This is a genomic window from Pseudomonas sp. H1_A03, from assembly GCF_054685145.1.
In genome coordinates, this window is sequence record NZ_CP162829.1 from 753,788 (window position 1) to 769,811 (window position 16,024).

Here is a 16,024-nt window from a genome sequence, read left to right on the forward strand (position 1 = left end):
CATGGAGACGCTACGCGTCGTTTGCCATCAACTGGCGCCGCGTATCGGCGAGGCCGACTACAACCGCGCGCTGACCGAACGCTCGATCCGCGCGGCCGCCAACCTCAACGCCCACGTAGTTGTCCTACCAGAGCTGATCCAAAGCGGTTACGTATTCACCGACCAGGACGAAGCTCACACGGTCTCCGAGACACTTGACGGCCCGACCCTTAGCCTGTGGAAAAGCCTGGCGCTTGAGCTGGGAATCATCATCGTCGCAGGGTTCTGCGAGCGCCTGAGCGCGGGACGCGTTGCCAACAGTGCCGCACTGGTCGAACCCACCGGGCGGCTGACGGTATACCGCAAGGCGCATTTGTGGGACCGCGAGAAGCTGATATTCACCCCCGGCGACTCGCCGCCGCCAGTGGTCGACACCGCCGTCGGACGGATCGGCGTGATGATCTGCTACGACCTGGAACTGCCCGAGTGGGTACGTCTGCCAGCGCTGGCCGGCGCGGACCTGCTTTGCGCGCCGGTGAACTGGCCAGAAGGCGCGCGGCCTGCAGGTGAAAGGCCGGCAGAGATCGTGCGGGTCCAGGCCAACGCGGCAGTCAACCGCATGTTCATCGCCGCGTGCGACCGCTATGGCGAGGAACGCGGCGTCAACTGGGTGGGCGGCTCGGTCATCGTCGACGCTGACGGCTACCCATTGGCCGGCGCGACCTCCCATCCGGAGGAACACCAGCTAGTGGCTGACTTGCCACTGGCGCAGGCCCGGGACAAGTCAATCAGCGGCCACAATCACGTTCATCAGGACCGTCGGCCTGGGCTGTATTGAGCATCAGAACTCAATGCGCACATCCCCCTTCGGCACACTGCAGCACGACAGGATGTAGCCTTCGGCTTCGTCTTCCTCGGTGATCCCGCCGTTGTGGTCCATCTCGACCTCGCCACCCAGCTTCATCACCTTGCACGTTCCGCAGATGCCCATGCCGCAGGCTTTCGGGATCAACAGCCCAAGCTTGGCCGCCGCCGCGTGCACGGTTTCGCCCGGTGCCACGCGAATGCTCTTACCCGACGCGATGAACTCCACTTGGTGCAGATCCGCCAGATCGATTTCCGGCGCGTCGGCGGCTTGTTCGGCTTGTTCCACCGCATCCGCACGGGCTTCCGCTGGCGTCGCGCCGAAGGATTCCTCGTGGTAACGCGCCATGTCGAAACCCGCAGCTTCCAGCAGGCGTTTCACCGCGTTCATGTACGGCGTAGGGCCGCAGCAGAACACTTCGCGCTCCAGGAAGTCCGGCACCATCAGTTCGAGCATCTTGTGGTTCAGGTAACCGCGATACCCCGCCCAAGGCTCACCCAACCCATGTTTCTCGCAGATCAGGTGCAGGCTGAAGTTGTCGATCCGCGATGCCATGTGCTCCAGCTCGCGGTGGTAGATGATGTCTTTGGGCGAACGGGCGCTGTGGATAAACGTCATGTCGACGTTGGCGTTGGTGTCATAGAACCAGCGCGCCATGGACATCACCGGCGTGATGCCGACGCCGCCGCTGAGGTACAACACTTTCGGGCTCGGGAAGTCGATGGCGTTGAACAAACCGACCGGCCCGTGCACCGCCAACTCTTGCCCTTCATGAAGGGTATCGTGCAGCCAGTTGGAAACCTTGCCGCCCGGCACACGCTTGATGGTCACCGAAAAGCTGTAAGGCACCGACGGTGAACTGGAAATAGTATAGGAGCGCATGATCGGCTGGCCTTCGATTTCCAGCTCCAGGGTGACGAACTGCCCTGGCTTGAAAAAGAACAGGATCGGCTGGTCGGCCATGAAACAGAAGGTGCGCACGTCCCAGGTTTCCTGGATGACTTTGACGCAACGGACAATGTGCCGACCATTGGCCCAGGTCTGGGTGGTTACCGGATTCAGGAAATTACTGGACATGTTGTTCTCCACCGCCGACGTCGGCCTTATGGTGGCGATTCTGCGTAACGCGAGAACCACCCATTTACCTATCTGCGACATTCACATACTTATCGCGACCAGCCCCCAACGACCTAGGCTTGCGCGTCGGGATCAGGTTGGGCCATGTCGCCCATGGATAAGGTTCGGCGCATCGGCGGCCCCACACTCGCTCCCAACACAGACGCTTTCTTTACGCCTTGCTGCAAACCTGATTAGCCACTTATCTCGGCCACACAGAATGGCCATGAGGACCCACACGATGGACGTCACCGCAACCTTAAGCTTGGGCGATCCGCTGGAACCCGCACGCAAGGCCACCGCGCAGATGCTGCAAGAGCGCGAGCGCACCTTTTCACTGCCACAGCCGTTCTACTCTGATGAACGGCTGTTTGATATCGACATGCAGGAGATCTTCCAGAAAGAGTGGTTGATTGCCGGCATGACCTGCGAGATCCCCACCAAGGGCAACTACCTGACCCTGCAAGTGGGCAAGAACCCGATCATCGTGATCCGTGGCGCCGACGGCGTGGTGCATGCGTTCCACAACGTGTGCCGCCACCGTGGTTCACGTTTGTGCACCAGCGACAAGGGCAAGGTTGCCAAACTGGTCTGCCATTACCACCAGTGGACCTACGAACTGGACGGCCGCCTGCTGTTCGCCGGCACCGAGATGGGCGCCGACTTCGACATGAAGCAATACGGCCTCAAGCCGGTGAACGTAAAGACCGCCGGCGGCTACATCTTCATCAGCCTGGCCGAGAACCCGCCGGCCATCGATGACTTCCTGTCGACGCTGAGCCATTACATGGAACCCTACGACATGGAAAACACCAAGGTGGCCATTCAGACCACCTTGTTCGAAAAAGCCAACTGGAAACTGGTACTGGAAAACAACCGCGAGTGCTACCACTGCAACGCGTCGCACCCGGAACTGCTGAAAACCCTGCTGGAATGGGACGACGTCACCGACCCGCGCGCCGACCAGGCCTTCAAGGACCACGTGGCCGCCTCCGCTGCCGCCTGGGATGCCGAGAAAATCCCTTACGCACACGCCAGCTTTGGCCTGCGCAACCGCATCGTGCGCATGCCGCTGCTCAAGGGCACCGTGTCGATGACCCTGGATGGCAAACAGGGCTGCGCCAAACTCATGGGCCGCATCAAGAACCCGGACCTGGGCTCGATGCGCATCCTGCACCTGCCGCATTCGTGGAACCACTGCATGGGCGACCACATCATCGTGTTCACCGTGTGGCCGATCAGCGCCCAGGAAACCATGGTCACCACCAAGTGGATCGTGCACAAGGACGCCGTGGAAGGTGTGGACTACGACGTGGACCGCATGCGCCAGGTGTGGGACGCCACCAACGACCAGGACCGTCGCCTGGCCGAAGAGAACCAGCGCGGGATCAACTCCACCGCCTACCAGCCCGGCCCGTACTCCAAAACCTACGAGTTCGGTGTGGTGAACTTCGTTGACTGGTACAGCGAGCGCATGTTGAGCAACCTGGGCGCGGCGCCGGCGCCTTACCTCAAAGGCGTTGCCGCCCACGAGTAATTGACACCCACAGATCAAACGGTGGGAGCGGGCTAGCTCGTTCCCACCGTTGAATGTCTTAACTGTTCAAAATTTGAGCAAGCCTCGCTAGCGCCTGTAGATACCCGCCCTCCAGCCTTTACCCAACAACTTATCCACAGAGCCACCCACAGCAATTGTGGGCAAGTACGTCTCCCGCCTAAAATTAAATGAAGAAAATCCGTGACTTATTCAAGCCAGCGGTTTTCACCCGCTCCTGATCACTTATTGATCAACTCACTGAAAGCCACGAATCACGTGCCCTGTAGCGGTAGGCGAACACCTTATCCACAGAAGCACCAACAGACTTTGGGGGCAACTTTGACAGCGCTGTGGAAAACCACCTCAAACCTTCATAAATCGCGGTGTGCAGGGATTTTATTCGCGTAAAAGCTTAAGTCGATCAAACTTTGATCAATCTCATGAACGCCTTTAATCATAAGGGCTGTGGCCAATAGCGAACACCTTATCCACAGAAGCGCCAACAGAGTATGGGGGCAAGTCTGATGTGTTAAATGGCGCAGTGCAGGGAAAAACCCAAGCAAAAACGGTCAGTTAGCTTGGTTGTTTTTCGTACAGAGGGCTGGAGGGCTTGATTGACAGGGGCTGTGGACAACCGCGAACAGGTTATCCACAGACGGGTCAACAGGGATTGTGGGTAAGCCCAAGGGACGTTAAGAAGTGGGCGCTGGCTTCCCTGCTATAGCCCTTGGAATCTACACATCCTTGTGGTGAGCGGGCTTGCCCCGCGCTGGGGAGCGAAGCCGCCCCAAACCAAACGACATGGTTTTATCTGAAACTCAGCGGCGTATTTATTGGGGCGGCTTCGCTCCCCAGCGCGGGGCAAGCCCGCTCACTACAGGTACAGATACGCCAGCGCCCACAGGGGATCAGCGTACGACGCCTTCCTCAACCAACAACTTGAGAATGGCCTCGGCACCCGCTTCCGGGCTAAGGCCCTTGAGCACTTGCCCACCGCCGCCGCTGGCCTTGGCCGTGGCGGCTTTCATACGATCGGCGCCGCTCTTGGCCTTGATCACCTTGAGCCGCTTGGGGCGAGGCTTGGCCGGTTGCAGCACGGCCCCTGTGTATAACGCGTCCTGCTCGACTTCAACTTCGTGAGCCGCCAGTTCACCGCGCTGCGCCGGGCCATACGCACTTTGCCGAGGCTTGGGCGCGGCGTTATCCACGGTCGCCAGAAATGGCAAACGCACCTTCAACCGGCGCCGCTGGCCGCGTGGCAGGGCTTGCAGCACATGGGCCACGCCCGCTTCGATCGATTCAACCTGCGCCAGCCCGACTATCAGCGGCCAGCCCAACTGCTCGGCCAGCAAGAACGGCAACATGCCCGAGCCTTCACCGGTTTCGGCCTGGCTGCCGGTGAGCACCACCTGGGCACCGGCATCGCGCAAGTATTCACTGAGTACCGGCAACGCATCGCTGCCAGCCGGTTGCTCCAGTACATGTAACTCTGGCAAGCCCATGCCCAGGTAACTACGCAGGGTCGGTTCGGCGATGTTGCCGGCATGCAGCACCTGCAACTTATCCCCAGCCATCTGCAAACCCAGTTCGACAGCGCGGGCGTCCTGCTCCGCACGGCGCGGGCGCCCGGAGGTAGGGTGGGCGCCGATGGAAACCAAACTGATTACATTCGTGGTCATGGCCATATCCTTAAGCCGCATCGCGCTTGGCGCCGTTGCGGTAGGCCTCGACCGCATCGATCAAGGCTTGCAGTATCGCGTTACTTTCGCCAATGACCGAGAGGTCGGCCCGCTTGATCATGTCGCAGCCGGGGTCTAGGTTGATCGCCACCACCTTGTCGCAGGCACCGATGCCTTGCAGGTGCTGGATGGCCCCGGAAATACCCACGGCCACATACACCCGCGCGGTGACCCAGGTGCCGCTGGCGCCGACCTGGCGATCACGCGCCATAAAGCCGTCGTCCACGGCCACCCGCGAGGCGCCCTCGGTGGCACCCAATGCGGCGGCGGTCTGGTGGAAAAGCGTCCAGTCCTTCACGCCATTGCCGCCGGAGAAAATGAATTCCGCCTCGGCCATGGGAATCGCCGCCGGGTCAACCGCCACCGCGCCAAGATCTTCAATGCGCGGCAAGCTGCGCGCCAGGGCTGTGGATAACTCCACGGGCAACACTTCATGCCGGGTTTCGCTGACCGGTTCAGCGCACTCCACGGCCGCCAGGATCAGGCGCGCCAACGGCCGGGCCAAGTCTTCCTGGCCAGCCCCGGCGCGGCCGATGCACTCGTCGCCCTTGATCTGCCAGACCCGCGTGGCCGGGCGTTCCTTGAGGCTGGCGGCAAAGCGTCGGCCCAGTTCGCCACCACCGCTGCGGCTGTCCGGCAGCAACCAGTGGCGCGGGTTGAACTGGTTATCCACAGCGCGCAAACCTTGCACCCGTTGCTCCGGTGAATAACCGTCGAATTCGTGACCTTCCAGCACCAGCAGGCGGTCGACGCCCGCCGTGGCAAACGCATTTTCCTTGTGCTCGCCAAACACCACCGCCAACACCGCGCCATCGCTGCCAGCGAGTTGCCGCGCCAGGCCCAGCAGGTCGCGGTCGTGGCTGCTCAGGCGACCGCCGACCATGTCCGGCACCACGTTGATGTAGAACGCCGGCGCCGGCACCTGATGCAGTGGCAACTGCACTTCCACCGCTGCCGTACGCTTGGCCGCACCGCCCTGCTGGGCGCCGCTGCGGTCGATACGCTTGATGCCGTTGGGACCGATAAAACCAACACCGTGGACGTTCTTGCGGATGACGCCGTTAGGCCCCATCCAACTGTGTTGCACCGGCTGCATCGCCGCGTGCAGCGGGTGCAGACGGTTGCGGGCGATCCATTCGGCCCGTGGGTCGCGGCGGATAATGTCGCTCATCAATGCACCTCCGCAGACTTTTGTTGGACAGGGCGTTTAGTCGGCGAAGTGGCAGGCGCGGCGTCTTCCAATAAAGCGTCGGCCACCAATTCGGCGATGTCCTTGATCAATGGGCGCGGCTCGACTACACCTTCGAGCATTGCCGTGCACTGCGGGCAGCCCACAGCCACCAGCTCGGCGCCGGTTTCGCGGATGTCTTCCATGCGCATGTCCGGAATCCGTTGCTTGCCGGGAATGTCGGTGATCGGCGCACCGCCGCCGCCACCGCAGCAGCGTGAACGGAAGCCCGAACGTTGCATCTCTTTGACCTCAATGCCCAACGCCCGCAGCACTTGGCGCGGCGCCTCGTACTCGCCGTTGTAGCGGCCCAGGTAGCATGGGTCGTGGTAGGTCACGCTGTTGCCTTTGTGTTGGCCCAGGTTCAACGCGCCCTCGCCGATCAACTCGGCCATGAACGTACTGTGGTGTTGCACGAGGTAGTTGCCGTTAAAGGCGCCGTACTCGTTTTTCAGCACATGGAAACTGTGCGGGTCGCAGGTAACGATGCGCTTGAAGCTGTACTTGGCCAGGGTCTGGATATTGCGCGTGGCCAGCAACTGGAAGGTCGCTTCATCACCCAGGCGCCGCGCCACGTCGCCGCTGTCGCGTTCTTCCAGGCCAAGCACGGCAAAGTCGACGTTGGCCGCTTTGAGTACTTTGACGAACGCTCGCAGGGTACGTTGGTTGCGCATGTCGAAGGCACCGTCGCCAACCCAGAACAGTACCTCGGCGCTGCCCTTTTCGCTGAGCAGCGGCAGGTTCAGATCCGCCGCCCAGTTCAGGCGACCGCCCGGTGCAAAGCCGCCCGGGTTATCGGTGGCGATCAGGTTCTCGAGGACTTCGGCGCCCTTGTTCGGAGTCGCGCCTTTTTCCAGGGTGAGGTAGCGGCGCATGTCGACGATGGCGTCCACGTGCTCGATCATCATCGGGCACTCCTCCACGCAGGCGCGGCAGGTGGTGCAGGACCACAGGGTTTCGGCGTCCACCAGGCCGTTGACGATGGGCTGGTGCGGGTTGCCGCTGTGCTCGCCTACCGGTTTGCCTGGATAGGGGCTGCCGGCGAACTTGGCATCAGTGCCGCCAGCCAGGCCGACCACCATATCCTGGATCAGCTTTTTAGGGTTCAGCGGCTGGCCGGCGGCGAAGGCCGGGCACGCGGCTTCGCACTTGCCGCACTGCACGCAGGCGTCAAATCCGAGCAGTTGGTTCCAGGTGAAATCCTTGGGTTTTTCCACGCCCAGCGGCGCGGTTTTATCGCCGAGGTCCAGCGGCTTCAAACCGGTGGAACGGCCACCGCCAAAGCGCTCGGCGCGGCGGTGCCAGGCCAGGTGCAGGGCACCGGCGAAGGCGTGCTTCATCGGGCCGCCCCATGTCATGCCGAAAAACATTTCCGACACGCCCCACAGCACGCCCACACTGAGCAGCGCAGCCAACAGCCAGCCGCCGAAGTCGGCCGGCAGGATCCCGGCCACCGGCAGCGTCACCAGGAAAAAGCTCACCGAAAACGCCATCAGGCTTTTCGGCAGGCGCATCCAAGGGCCTTTCGACAGGCGTGACGGCGGGTTACGGCGGCGCAGATAGACAAACGTGGCGCCGACAAACATCAGCACCGAGGCCAACAGCAGGGCATAGCCGAGGATGCGGTTATGCAGGCCGAAACCGTGCACCAGAATCGCCAGCAGCGCTGACAGCACAAAGCCCAACGCCGTGGCGACGTGGGTGTTGGCGATGTATTTGTCGCGGGCAACCACGTGGTGTAAGTCGACCACGTAGCGCTTGGGCATGGCCAGCAGGCCACCGAGCAGGTCGACTTTGGAGGCGCGGCCACGGCGCCACATGTTCACCCGGCGCAGGGCGCCGAGGACGGCAAGGCCAAGGGCTGCGAATAATAAAATGGGAAGCAAGGTGTTCAACATGGTGAAGCTCCCAAAGACCATACAGGTCTACTGTGAAACTGGCCCCCAATGTGGGAGCGGGCTTGCTCGCGAAAGCGGTGGGTCAGCCACCGGATGTATCGACTGACACACCGCCTTCGCGAGCAAGCCCGCTCCCACATTGGGCCGAGTTCACCTCGTCAGAAATCCTTGCACAGGCGCAGGGCGTCGTAGATCGCAGCGTGGGTATTTCGCTGCGCCACACAATCACCAATGCGGAACAGCAAGTAGCCCTCGCCCGCCTCGCTCAGGCACGGCTGCGGCTGGATCGCGAACAAGGCTTCAACGTCGATCTGGCCCTTGTTGCGCGATCCGTCCTTGAGCCCGTAGTAAAGGGCTTCATCCGGACGCACGCCGTTTTCCACCACCACCTGGTCCACCACCCGCTCCTCTTTGGCACCGGTGTATTCGTTCTCCAGCACCGCCACCAGCTTGTCGCCTTCGCGGTAGACCTTTTCCAGCATCATGTCGCCGGTCATGATCACTTCCTTGGGGTACATGCTGCGGTAGTAGGTCGGGAATGACGTACCGCCGATGGCCACACCGGGCTTGATATCGTCAGTGACGATCTCGACCTGGCAGCCTTTGTCCGCCAGGAAATCCGCCACCGACATGCCGGTGAATTCGCAAATGGTGTCGTACACCAGCACGTTCTTGCCCGGCGCAACCTTGCCGTCGAGCACGTCCCAGCTACTCACTACCAAGCCTTCGGCGGCGCCCCAGTGTTCGTTCTGTTCGATAAACGGATGCCCGCCCACCGCCAGCACCACCACGTCCGGGCGCAGGTCGAGGATGGTCTCGGCATCAGCGGCCACGCCCAGGCGCAAGTCGACTTTCAAGCGTGCCAACTCCAGCTGGAACCAGCGGGTGATACCGGCGATCTGGTCACGTTGCGGCGCTTTCGAGGCGGTAGTGATCTGCCCGCCGATAAATTCTTTCTTTTCCAACAGGGTCACATCGTGGCCACGTTCAGCGGCGACGCGCGCGGCTTCCATCCCTGCCGGGCCGGCACCCACGACCACGACTTTGCGCTTGGGCCCGGTGGACTTCTCGATGATGTGCGGCACGCCCATGTATTCACGGGAGGTCGCGGCGTTCTGGATGCACAGCACATCCAGGCCCTGGTACTGGCGGTCGATGCAGTAGTTGGCGCCGACGCACTGCTTGATCTGGTCGATCTGGCCCATCTTGATCTTGGCGATCAGGTGCGGGTCGGCGATGTGCGCACGGGTCATGCCGACCATGTCCACATAACCGCCTTCGAGGATGCGCGTGGCCTGGTTCGGGTCCTTGATGTTCTGCGCGTGCAGCACCGGGACCTTGACCACTTCCTTGATCCCGGCGGCCAAGTGCAGGAACGGCTCCGGTGGATAACTCATGTTGGGGATAACGTTGGCCAGGGTGTTGTGGGTGTCGCACCCCGAACCCACTACGCCGATAAAATCAAGCATGCCGGTGTCGTCGTAATACTTGGCGATCTGCTTCATGTCCTCATGGGACAAGCCGTCCGGGTGGAACTCGTCACCGCACAGGCGCATGCCCACGCAGAAGTCGTCACCGACCTCGGCACGCACGGCTTTCAGGACTTCCAGGCCGAACTTCATGCGCCCTTCAAAGGTGCCACCCCATTCGTCGGTACGTTTGTTGACCCGTGGGCTCCAGAACTGGTCGATCATGTGCTGGTGCACGGCGGACAGTTCCACGCCGTCGAGGCCACCGGCCTTGGCACGACGCGCGGCCTGGGCGTAGTTGCCGATCACGCGCCAGATTTCTTCCGGTTCGATGGTCTTGCAGGTAGCGCGGTGCACCGGCTCACGCACGCCGGACGGCGACATCAGGGTCGGCCAGTTAAAACCGTCCCAACGCGAGCGACGGCCCATGTGGGTAATCTGGATCATGATCTTGGCGCCATGCTTGTGCATGGCGTCAGCCAGGTTCTGGAAGTGCGGGATGATGCGGTCGGTGGACAGATTGACCGAGCTCCACCACTCCTGCGGGCTGTCGATGGCCACCACTGAGGAGCCACCGCAGATCGCCAGGCCGATGCCGCCCTTGGCTTTCTCTTCGTAATATTTCACATAGCGGTCAGTCGTCATCCCGCCGTCGGTGGCATACACCTCGGCGTGGGCGGTACTGAGCACGCGGTTGCGGATGGTCAGTTTGCCGATTTGAATCGGCGCAAACATTGCTTCGAAAGCCATGGCACGGTCCTCGGCTTACAACGGCTTGACGGTGAACAGGCCGTCATCGTGGCCCTCTTCGGAGCCTCCGTAGACTTGTTCGGCGACGGTACGGATTTGGCTGCCACGCGCCTGCAGAATCTGGTCCATGGCACCGGCAAACCAGCCGGTGAACATGTAGTCGACCTTGCGCCCGACCTTGCCGTACACGTAGACAAACGCCGAGTGTTCAAGCGTGACGCTGGCAGTGCCTTTGTCGAGGTCGATGTCCTGGATCTTGAACAGGCCCCAGCCACGCTGCGACAGGCGCTTCATGTAGTGTTCGAACACTGCGACGCCTTCCAGGCCGTGGCATTCGGCTTCTTTTTCACACCAGTGCCAGGCGGACTTGTAGCCGGCTTTGTAAAGGATGTCGGCGTAGGCGTCAGCGCCGAGGACTTCTTCGATACCCATGTGGTTGTTGACGAAGAAATGGCGTGGCACGTACAGCATCGGCAGGGCGTCGGAGGTCCAGACACCGGTTTCGCTGTCGACTTCGATAGGCAATTGCGGGGCGATCTTGGCCATGGAAACTTAACTCCAGAAAATTCGTTGTGTTGATGTTCCGCGACAGTGCGGTGGCTTATTCGCCCCAGACGTCCTTGAGGACGTTGACCCAGTTCTCACCCATGATCTTGCGCACCACACGCTCAGGGTGACCGCGCTTGAGCAGGGTCTCGGTGAGGTTGGGAAACTCGCCCACAGTGCGGATGCCCAGCGGGTTGATGATCTTGCCGAAGCTGGTCAGGCGGCGCGCGTAACCCTTGTCATGGGTCAGCATTTCGAAGAAATCCTGGCCATGGCCCTGGGTGAAGTCGGTGCCGATGCCGATGGCGTCTTCGCCGACGATGTTCATGGTGTATTCGATGGCTTCGGCGTAATCGTCGATGGTCGAATCGATGCCCTTGGCCAGGAATGGCGCGAACATGGTCACGCCGACAAAACCACCGTGGTCGGCAATGAACTTGAGTTCTTCATCGGACTTGTTGCGCGGGTGCTCTTTAAGGCCCGACGGCAGGCAGTGGGAGTAGCACACCGGCTTTTTCGATTCGAGGATGACTTCTTCGCTGGTCTTGGAGCCCACGTGGGACAGGTCGCACATGATCCCGACGCGGTTCATCTCGGCCACGATTTCGCGACCAAAGCCCGACAGGCCGCCATCGCGCTCGTAGCAACCGGTGCCCACCAGGTTCTGGGTGTTGTAGCACATCTGCACTACGCCGACGCCGAGCTGCTTGAAGATTTCCACATAGCCAAGCTGGTCTTCAAAGGCATGGGCGTTCTGGAAGCCGAAGATGATGCCGGTCTTGCCCTGCTCCTTGGCTTTGCGGATATCGGCGGTGGTTTTCACCGGTATCACCAGGTCGCTGTTCTCACGGATCAGGGTCTGGCTGGCCACGATGTTGTTAATGGTGGCCTGGAAGCCTTCCCACACCGACACCGTGCAGTTGGCAGCGGTGAGGCCACCTTTGCGCATGTCCTCGAACAGGTCGCGGTTCCACTTGGCAATAATCAACCCGTCGATAACGATGCTGTCGGCGTGCAATTCGGCTGGGCTCATCAGGCGTCCCCTTATTGGCGATTCATGCGCCGAATCGTCTGCCGGCGCTTTGGGGCCAGCATATGCCCAGGGGCCGACAGAGCCGGGTGCAAAAACGACAGGGGAATTGCCGAAAGCGTCAATCCACGACAAAGGCTGTTAAGAGGTGTCTGACTGGCGGCTGTTATTTGTCTTACGCTTGGGCCAGAATTCAGCCATTACCTGATATGAGACGGCGCAATGAAATCGATTTTCCTGGCTTTGGCACTCATCGCAACCGGCGTCCACGCCGCCGAAGACACCGACAGCACGCCGTGCGACGGCATCGAAAACGACAAGCAAACCCTGGAATGCGCCACTTACAATAAAACCACCGCCGATCAGTTGCTCAAGGATAACTATCAGGGCCTGTTGGAACGCATGGCTTCGACCTACGGCAGCGACAAGACCAAGCTGGCGGACATTACCGCTCGTCTGAAGGATGCCCAACAGAAGTGGGAAAAGTTACGCGACGCCGATTGCGCCGTGGACACCTTTCCGGCGGTGAACGGCACCAAGGCGTACGCGATTGCGCAGAATGACTGCCTGGCGCGGATGAGTGATGAGCGGTCGGAGTTTTTGGAGTCGATTGGGCAGGAATAAGCAGGCTTTATCGTTTAACACCCTTGAAAAGGACTTCACATGTACTACCCACGCGAAGCGCAACGGGACTTCCTGTTCACGCGCGCCACGCTGCTGTTTTTCTTCATGCTCGTACTCTGCCTGATGCTATTTCTGTCCAAGGACCGGGGCGCACCCTACGCCTTGATCAAAGCGGCGCCCGTAGAAACAATGGGGCAGATCACCCAGCTTGAAAGTGTTGGCCCCCGAGCCTCTAGCACCAACGTTTATTACACGTTCACCCATGACGGCCAACGCGAAGAAGGCATGGTGAACAACAGCAGCTACGTTGACGACCCAGGCTACGTAGTGGGCGGCCCGGTGCCAGTGGTGTATTCGAAGTGGTTTCCGACAGTGCATAACATCAAGGCAAACCTCAAATCGAGCTCGCCCAATTTCTACATCATGAGCGCAAGTGCTGGCCTGATGATTTTATGCTTGATGCTAATGTTCTGGACGGTGCACCGGATCTACCAGCACAAAGAAGAAGATCGGCATTACTGACACCCTCTCATCCCCATAGGCTTGAACATGACTATCTGCGGCATCGAAATCAAAGGCAGCGAAGCCATCATCGCCGTCGCCTCCCTGGACAACCAGGTGTTGACTCACATCGCTCTGGCCACGAAAAAAATCGCCCTTGAAGACGACGATGAAGCGGCCAACGTCAAAGCCTTCGCCGCTCAGGTGAAGGCGTTTGTGCAGTCAAATGCTATCGAACGTATCGCGATCAAGAAACGCAGCAAGAAAGGCGAATTCGCCGGTGGCCCGACCACGTTCAAGATTGAAGGGGTATTTCAGTTGCTGGACGGTGTTGAGGTGACGCTGTTGTCGCCGCAGACCATCAATGCACAGAACAAGAAGCACACCTTTGACTTGCCGGTGACGCTGAACAAATATCAGCATGAGGCGTACAAAGCGGCGTGTTCGGCACTGGTCAAGAAGTAAGTCACACTAAAAATCCACATTTGATCTCTGTGTTCTTCAGGCAGCTGTACGGCGCCGGTGCTGCAGCCAATCCCCGAAGGATTTGTCTTCCAGCGCATAGCCCCCCCGGCTCGACTTCCATACCAGCTCTTTATCGCGCAAGGCCTCGATACAGGCCTGAATGGTCTGGGTGCCCGGCACTACGTCGCTGCCCATGTCTTCCAACGCCTTGCTGACGGCCGTGATGGTGCTGTCGGTAAACGGCGCGAACGGTTCGTTGTTCTGGGAGCGCTCCACCATCACTTCCAGCACCGCACGCTGGGGAATGGTGAGGGCGTTCCAGGCACTTTCGAATTCGGTCCAAACGCCGGCGCGCAGCAGTTCGGCGCGACTGTGCAGCAGTTGGCCGAGATTGCTCGCCTCCCCCAGTTCCAATGCCACTTCACCAATAATGGTGCGCAACATTTCCGGGCGACGGCCCACCAGCTCGAACGCTTCATCGATGTCGGCCGCATTGAACTGGTTGGTCTTGGCCAGAAGGCCGTTGAGGTACACGGTGTAGGCCTGTGTGAATGCTTTGCCCAGCAGTGGAAATGGCGTGATGCTGGACCCGAAGAACGGCTGGCTTTTACCTAATACCAGATGGGCAAGCTTGTCGCGATTTGACCCCGTGAACACCAGGCGCAACCCGCTGCCCTCGCCTTCACGACCTTGGTTGAGCTGGTCTCGGGCGGCCTTGAGGGCAAACATCGCGTTAACACCCGCTTCGGTGGTGAGCGCGTGCTGGGCTTCGTCGATCACCAGCACGACGGTTTTCTCGGCAGCGCTGTGAAGCAGCTCCAGCGCTTGCGTCAGTGTCGCGCCTGCAGGCAATTGCGGCTTGGTGAAATCCCAGGACAAGGTGCGTAGGAAGCTGAGCTTTTCAATGCCGATATTCTTGGCCAGTTTGCGGATGCCCTTTTCAAAGGGCACCAGGGCACCGGCAATGGCGCTGGAGATCAGGTCGGCGGGGTCTTTTTCCTTGTCGGCCCACAGGTCGACATACACCGCCAGCCAACCACGCGCCTGGCATTCAGGTACAAGGTCCTCACGCAAAAAAGTACTTTTGCCCGTGCGACGCGGCGCCGCGAGAAACAGGCCAGAGGTGAAATCCTGAATACCAGCCCCCACTAGGCCATCGGCAATGCTGCTTGCCAGGTCGGGGCGGCGGAACACAAAGCCGCTGTTCTTGGACATGCTTTTATACTCAATTATGGAAAGGGCTATAAATTATAGTCACGAGTATAATTGACTATAATCAGCCGTCAAACCACCTCCCGTCGCCGATCCTCCCTTGGGCATTTCGCAAACCGTGCCCGATAACTCCGCGTGAAATACGACGGTGATTCAAACCCGCAGGCAATACTCACTTCCAGCACACTCAGATCGCTCTGGCGCAGCAACTGCCGGGCTTTTTCCAGGCGCAGGCCGAGGTAGAAGTTGCTCGGGGTGTCGTTCAAATGCAGGCGAAACAGGCGCTCCAGCTGACGCCGCGTTACGTTGATCGCGTCGGCCAGCGCCAATGTGCTCAGGGGCGGCTCGGTGTGTTGCTCCATCTCGCCGATCACTTGCACCAGTTTTTTGTTGTTGATGCCGTAGCGCGTGGCGATCTGCATGCGCTGGTGGTCTTTGCGTGGGCGGATACGGCCGAGCACGAATTGTTCGGAAACCTGGATCGCCAGCTCCGAGCCATGAGCCTGGGCGATCAGGTCGAGCATCAGGTCGATGGACGCGGTGCCGCCGGCGCAGGTGATACGGCGACGGTCGATTTCGAAGAGTTCCTGGGTCACTGTGAGCTGCGGGTAGGATTCCTTGAACGCGTCGATGGCTTCCCAGTGCAGCGTCAGGCGGTGACCGTCGAGCAAACCTGCTTCGGCGAGCACGCAGGCGCCGGTGTCGATGGCGCCGAGGGTCACGCCGTCATGGTCGAGGCGGCGCAGCCAGTGTTCCAGCGTGGGCGTGGCGAACTGCAAGGGTTCAAAGCCCGCCACCACCAACAACGTCGCGCCTTTTTTCAGCGGTTCCAACGCGGCGTCGGCGTTGACCGACATGCCATTGCTCGCCAGCACCGCGCCGCCGTCCGCGCTCAATATGTGCCAGCGGTACAACTCGCCGCGAAAGCGGTTGGCCACTCGCAGCGGCTCCAGGGCGGAGATAAACCCGATGGCCGAAAAACCCGGCATCAGCAGAAAGTAGAAATCCTGGGACATGGTGGCGCTCTCGTAGTACGGGCAGCGTGCTCACTGTGATACGCCAGTT

14 protein-coding genes are annotated in these 16,024 nt (G+C 60.5%); 5 read left to right on the plus strand and 9 right to left on the minus strand.

Translation table 11 applies throughout. The features are described 5' to 3' along the window. The first annotated feature begins 1 nt into the window (after position 1). The gene (locus AB4O35_RS03565) at positions 2-817 is read left to right on the plus strand and encodes a nitrilase family protein (RefSeq protein WP_065871856.1); all 816 of its coding nucleotides are present in this window, start codon (positions 2-4) and stop codon (positions 815-817) included. A gap of 3 nt (positions 818-820) precedes the next feature. On the opposite strand, the gene gbcB is transcribed toward AB4O35_RS03565, so the two are convergent. Next, positions 821-1,921: a glycine-betaine demethylase subunit GbcB gene (gene gbcB, locus AB4O35_RS03570; protein WP_065871857.1), complete on the minus strand. Its 1,101-nt coding sequence runs from the start codon at positions 1,919-1,921 to the stop codon at positions 821-823. 280 nt (positions 1,922-2,201) lie between these two features. Here gbcB and gbcA point away from each other — a divergent pair, with 280 nt between their 5' ends. Next, a complete protein-coding gene (gbcA, locus tag AB4O35_RS03575) occupies positions 2,202-3,497 on the plus strand; it encodes a glycine-betaine demethylase subunit GbcA (RefSeq protein WP_065871858.1) in 1,296 nt (431 codons plus the stop codon). A gap of 908 nt (positions 3,498-4,405) precedes the next feature. Here gbcA and etfB read toward each other — a convergent pair. The 6 genes from etfB to AB4O35_RS03605 form a co-directional block, all read right to left on the minus strand. Beyond that, complete coding sequence (gene etfB, locus AB4O35_RS03580) at positions 4,406-5,176, minus strand: electron transfer flavoprotein subunit beta (RefSeq protein ID WP_015886252.1); 771 nt, start codon at positions 5,174-5,176, stop codon at positions 4,406-4,408. A gap of 10 nt (positions 5,177-5,186) precedes the next feature. After that, positions 5,187-6,407: an electron transfer flavoprotein subunit alpha gene (etfA, locus tag AB4O35_RS03585; protein WP_065871859.1), complete on the minus strand. Its 1,221-nt coding sequence runs from the start codon at positions 6,405-6,407 to the stop codon at positions 5,187-5,189. After that, a complete protein-coding gene (dgcB, locus tag AB4O35_RS03590) occupies positions 6,407-8,362 on the minus strand; it encodes a dimethylglycine demethylation protein DgcB (RefSeq protein WP_065871860.1) in 1,956 nt (651 codons plus the stop codon). Before dgcB ends, etfA begins: the two co-directional genes overlap by 1 nt. A gap of 158 nt (positions 8,363-8,520) precedes the next feature. After that, positions 8,521-10,581: a dimethylglycine demethylation protein DgcA gene (gene dgcA, locus AB4O35_RS03595; RefSeq protein ID WP_065871861.1), complete on the minus strand. Its 2,061-nt coding sequence runs from the start codon at positions 10,579-10,581 to the stop codon at positions 8,521-8,523. A 15-nt stretch (positions 10,582-10,596) separates the two neighbouring features. Continuing rightward, a complete protein-coding gene (locus tag AB4O35_RS03600; RefSeq protein WP_065871862.1) occupies positions 10,597-11,127 on the minus strand; it encodes a DUF5943 domain-containing protein in 531 nt (176 codons plus the stop codon). A 55-nt stretch (positions 11,128-11,182) separates the two neighbouring features. Then, positions 11,183-12,160, minus strand: coding sequence for a dipeptidase (locus AB4O35_RS03605; RefSeq protein WP_010207105.1), 978 nt, complete (start codon positions 12,158-12,160; stop codon positions 11,183-11,185). A 219-nt stretch (positions 12,161-12,379) separates the two neighbouring features. Between AB4O35_RS03605 and AB4O35_RS03610 the strand changes: the two genes are divergently transcribed. The 3 genes from AB4O35_RS03610 to AB4O35_RS03620 are packed head-to-tail and all read left to right on the plus strand — an operon-like array spanning position 12,380 to position 13,747. After that, complete coding sequence (locus tag AB4O35_RS03610; RefSeq protein ID WP_065871863.1) at positions 12,380-12,781, plus strand: lysozyme inhibitor LprI family protein; 402 nt, start codon at positions 12,380-12,382, stop codon at positions 12,779-12,781. A gap of 39 nt (positions 12,782-12,820) precedes the next feature. Next, positions 12,821-13,303: a hypothetical protein gene (locus AB4O35_RS03615; RefSeq protein ID WP_065871864.1), complete on the plus strand. Its 483-nt coding sequence runs from the start codon at positions 12,821-12,823 to the stop codon at positions 13,301-13,303. 27 nt (positions 13,304-13,330) lie between these two features. Further along, positions 13,331-13,747 (plus strand): DUF3010 family protein, encoded by a 417-nt coding sequence (locus AB4O35_RS03620; RefSeq protein ID WP_065945507.1) that lies wholly within the window; start codon positions 13,331-13,333, stop codon positions 13,745-13,747. Positions 13,748-13,783: 36 nt separating this feature from the next. Here the strand turns inward: AB4O35_RS03620 and AB4O35_RS03625 are convergent, their stop codons facing one another. Both AB4O35_RS03625 and AB4O35_RS03630 read right to left on the minus strand, forming a co-directional pair. Then, positions 13,784-14,962: an ATP-binding protein gene (locus AB4O35_RS03625; protein WP_065871866.1), complete on the minus strand. Its 1,179-nt coding sequence runs from the start codon at positions 14,960-14,962 to the stop codon at positions 13,784-13,786. Between the two features lie 68 nt (positions 14,963-15,030). Further along, complete coding sequence (locus AB4O35_RS03630; RefSeq protein ID WP_065909958.1) at positions 15,031-15,975, minus strand: GlxA family transcriptional regulator; 945 nt, start codon at positions 15,973-15,975, stop codon at positions 15,031-15,033. Positions 15,976-16,024: the final 49 nt, after the last annotated feature.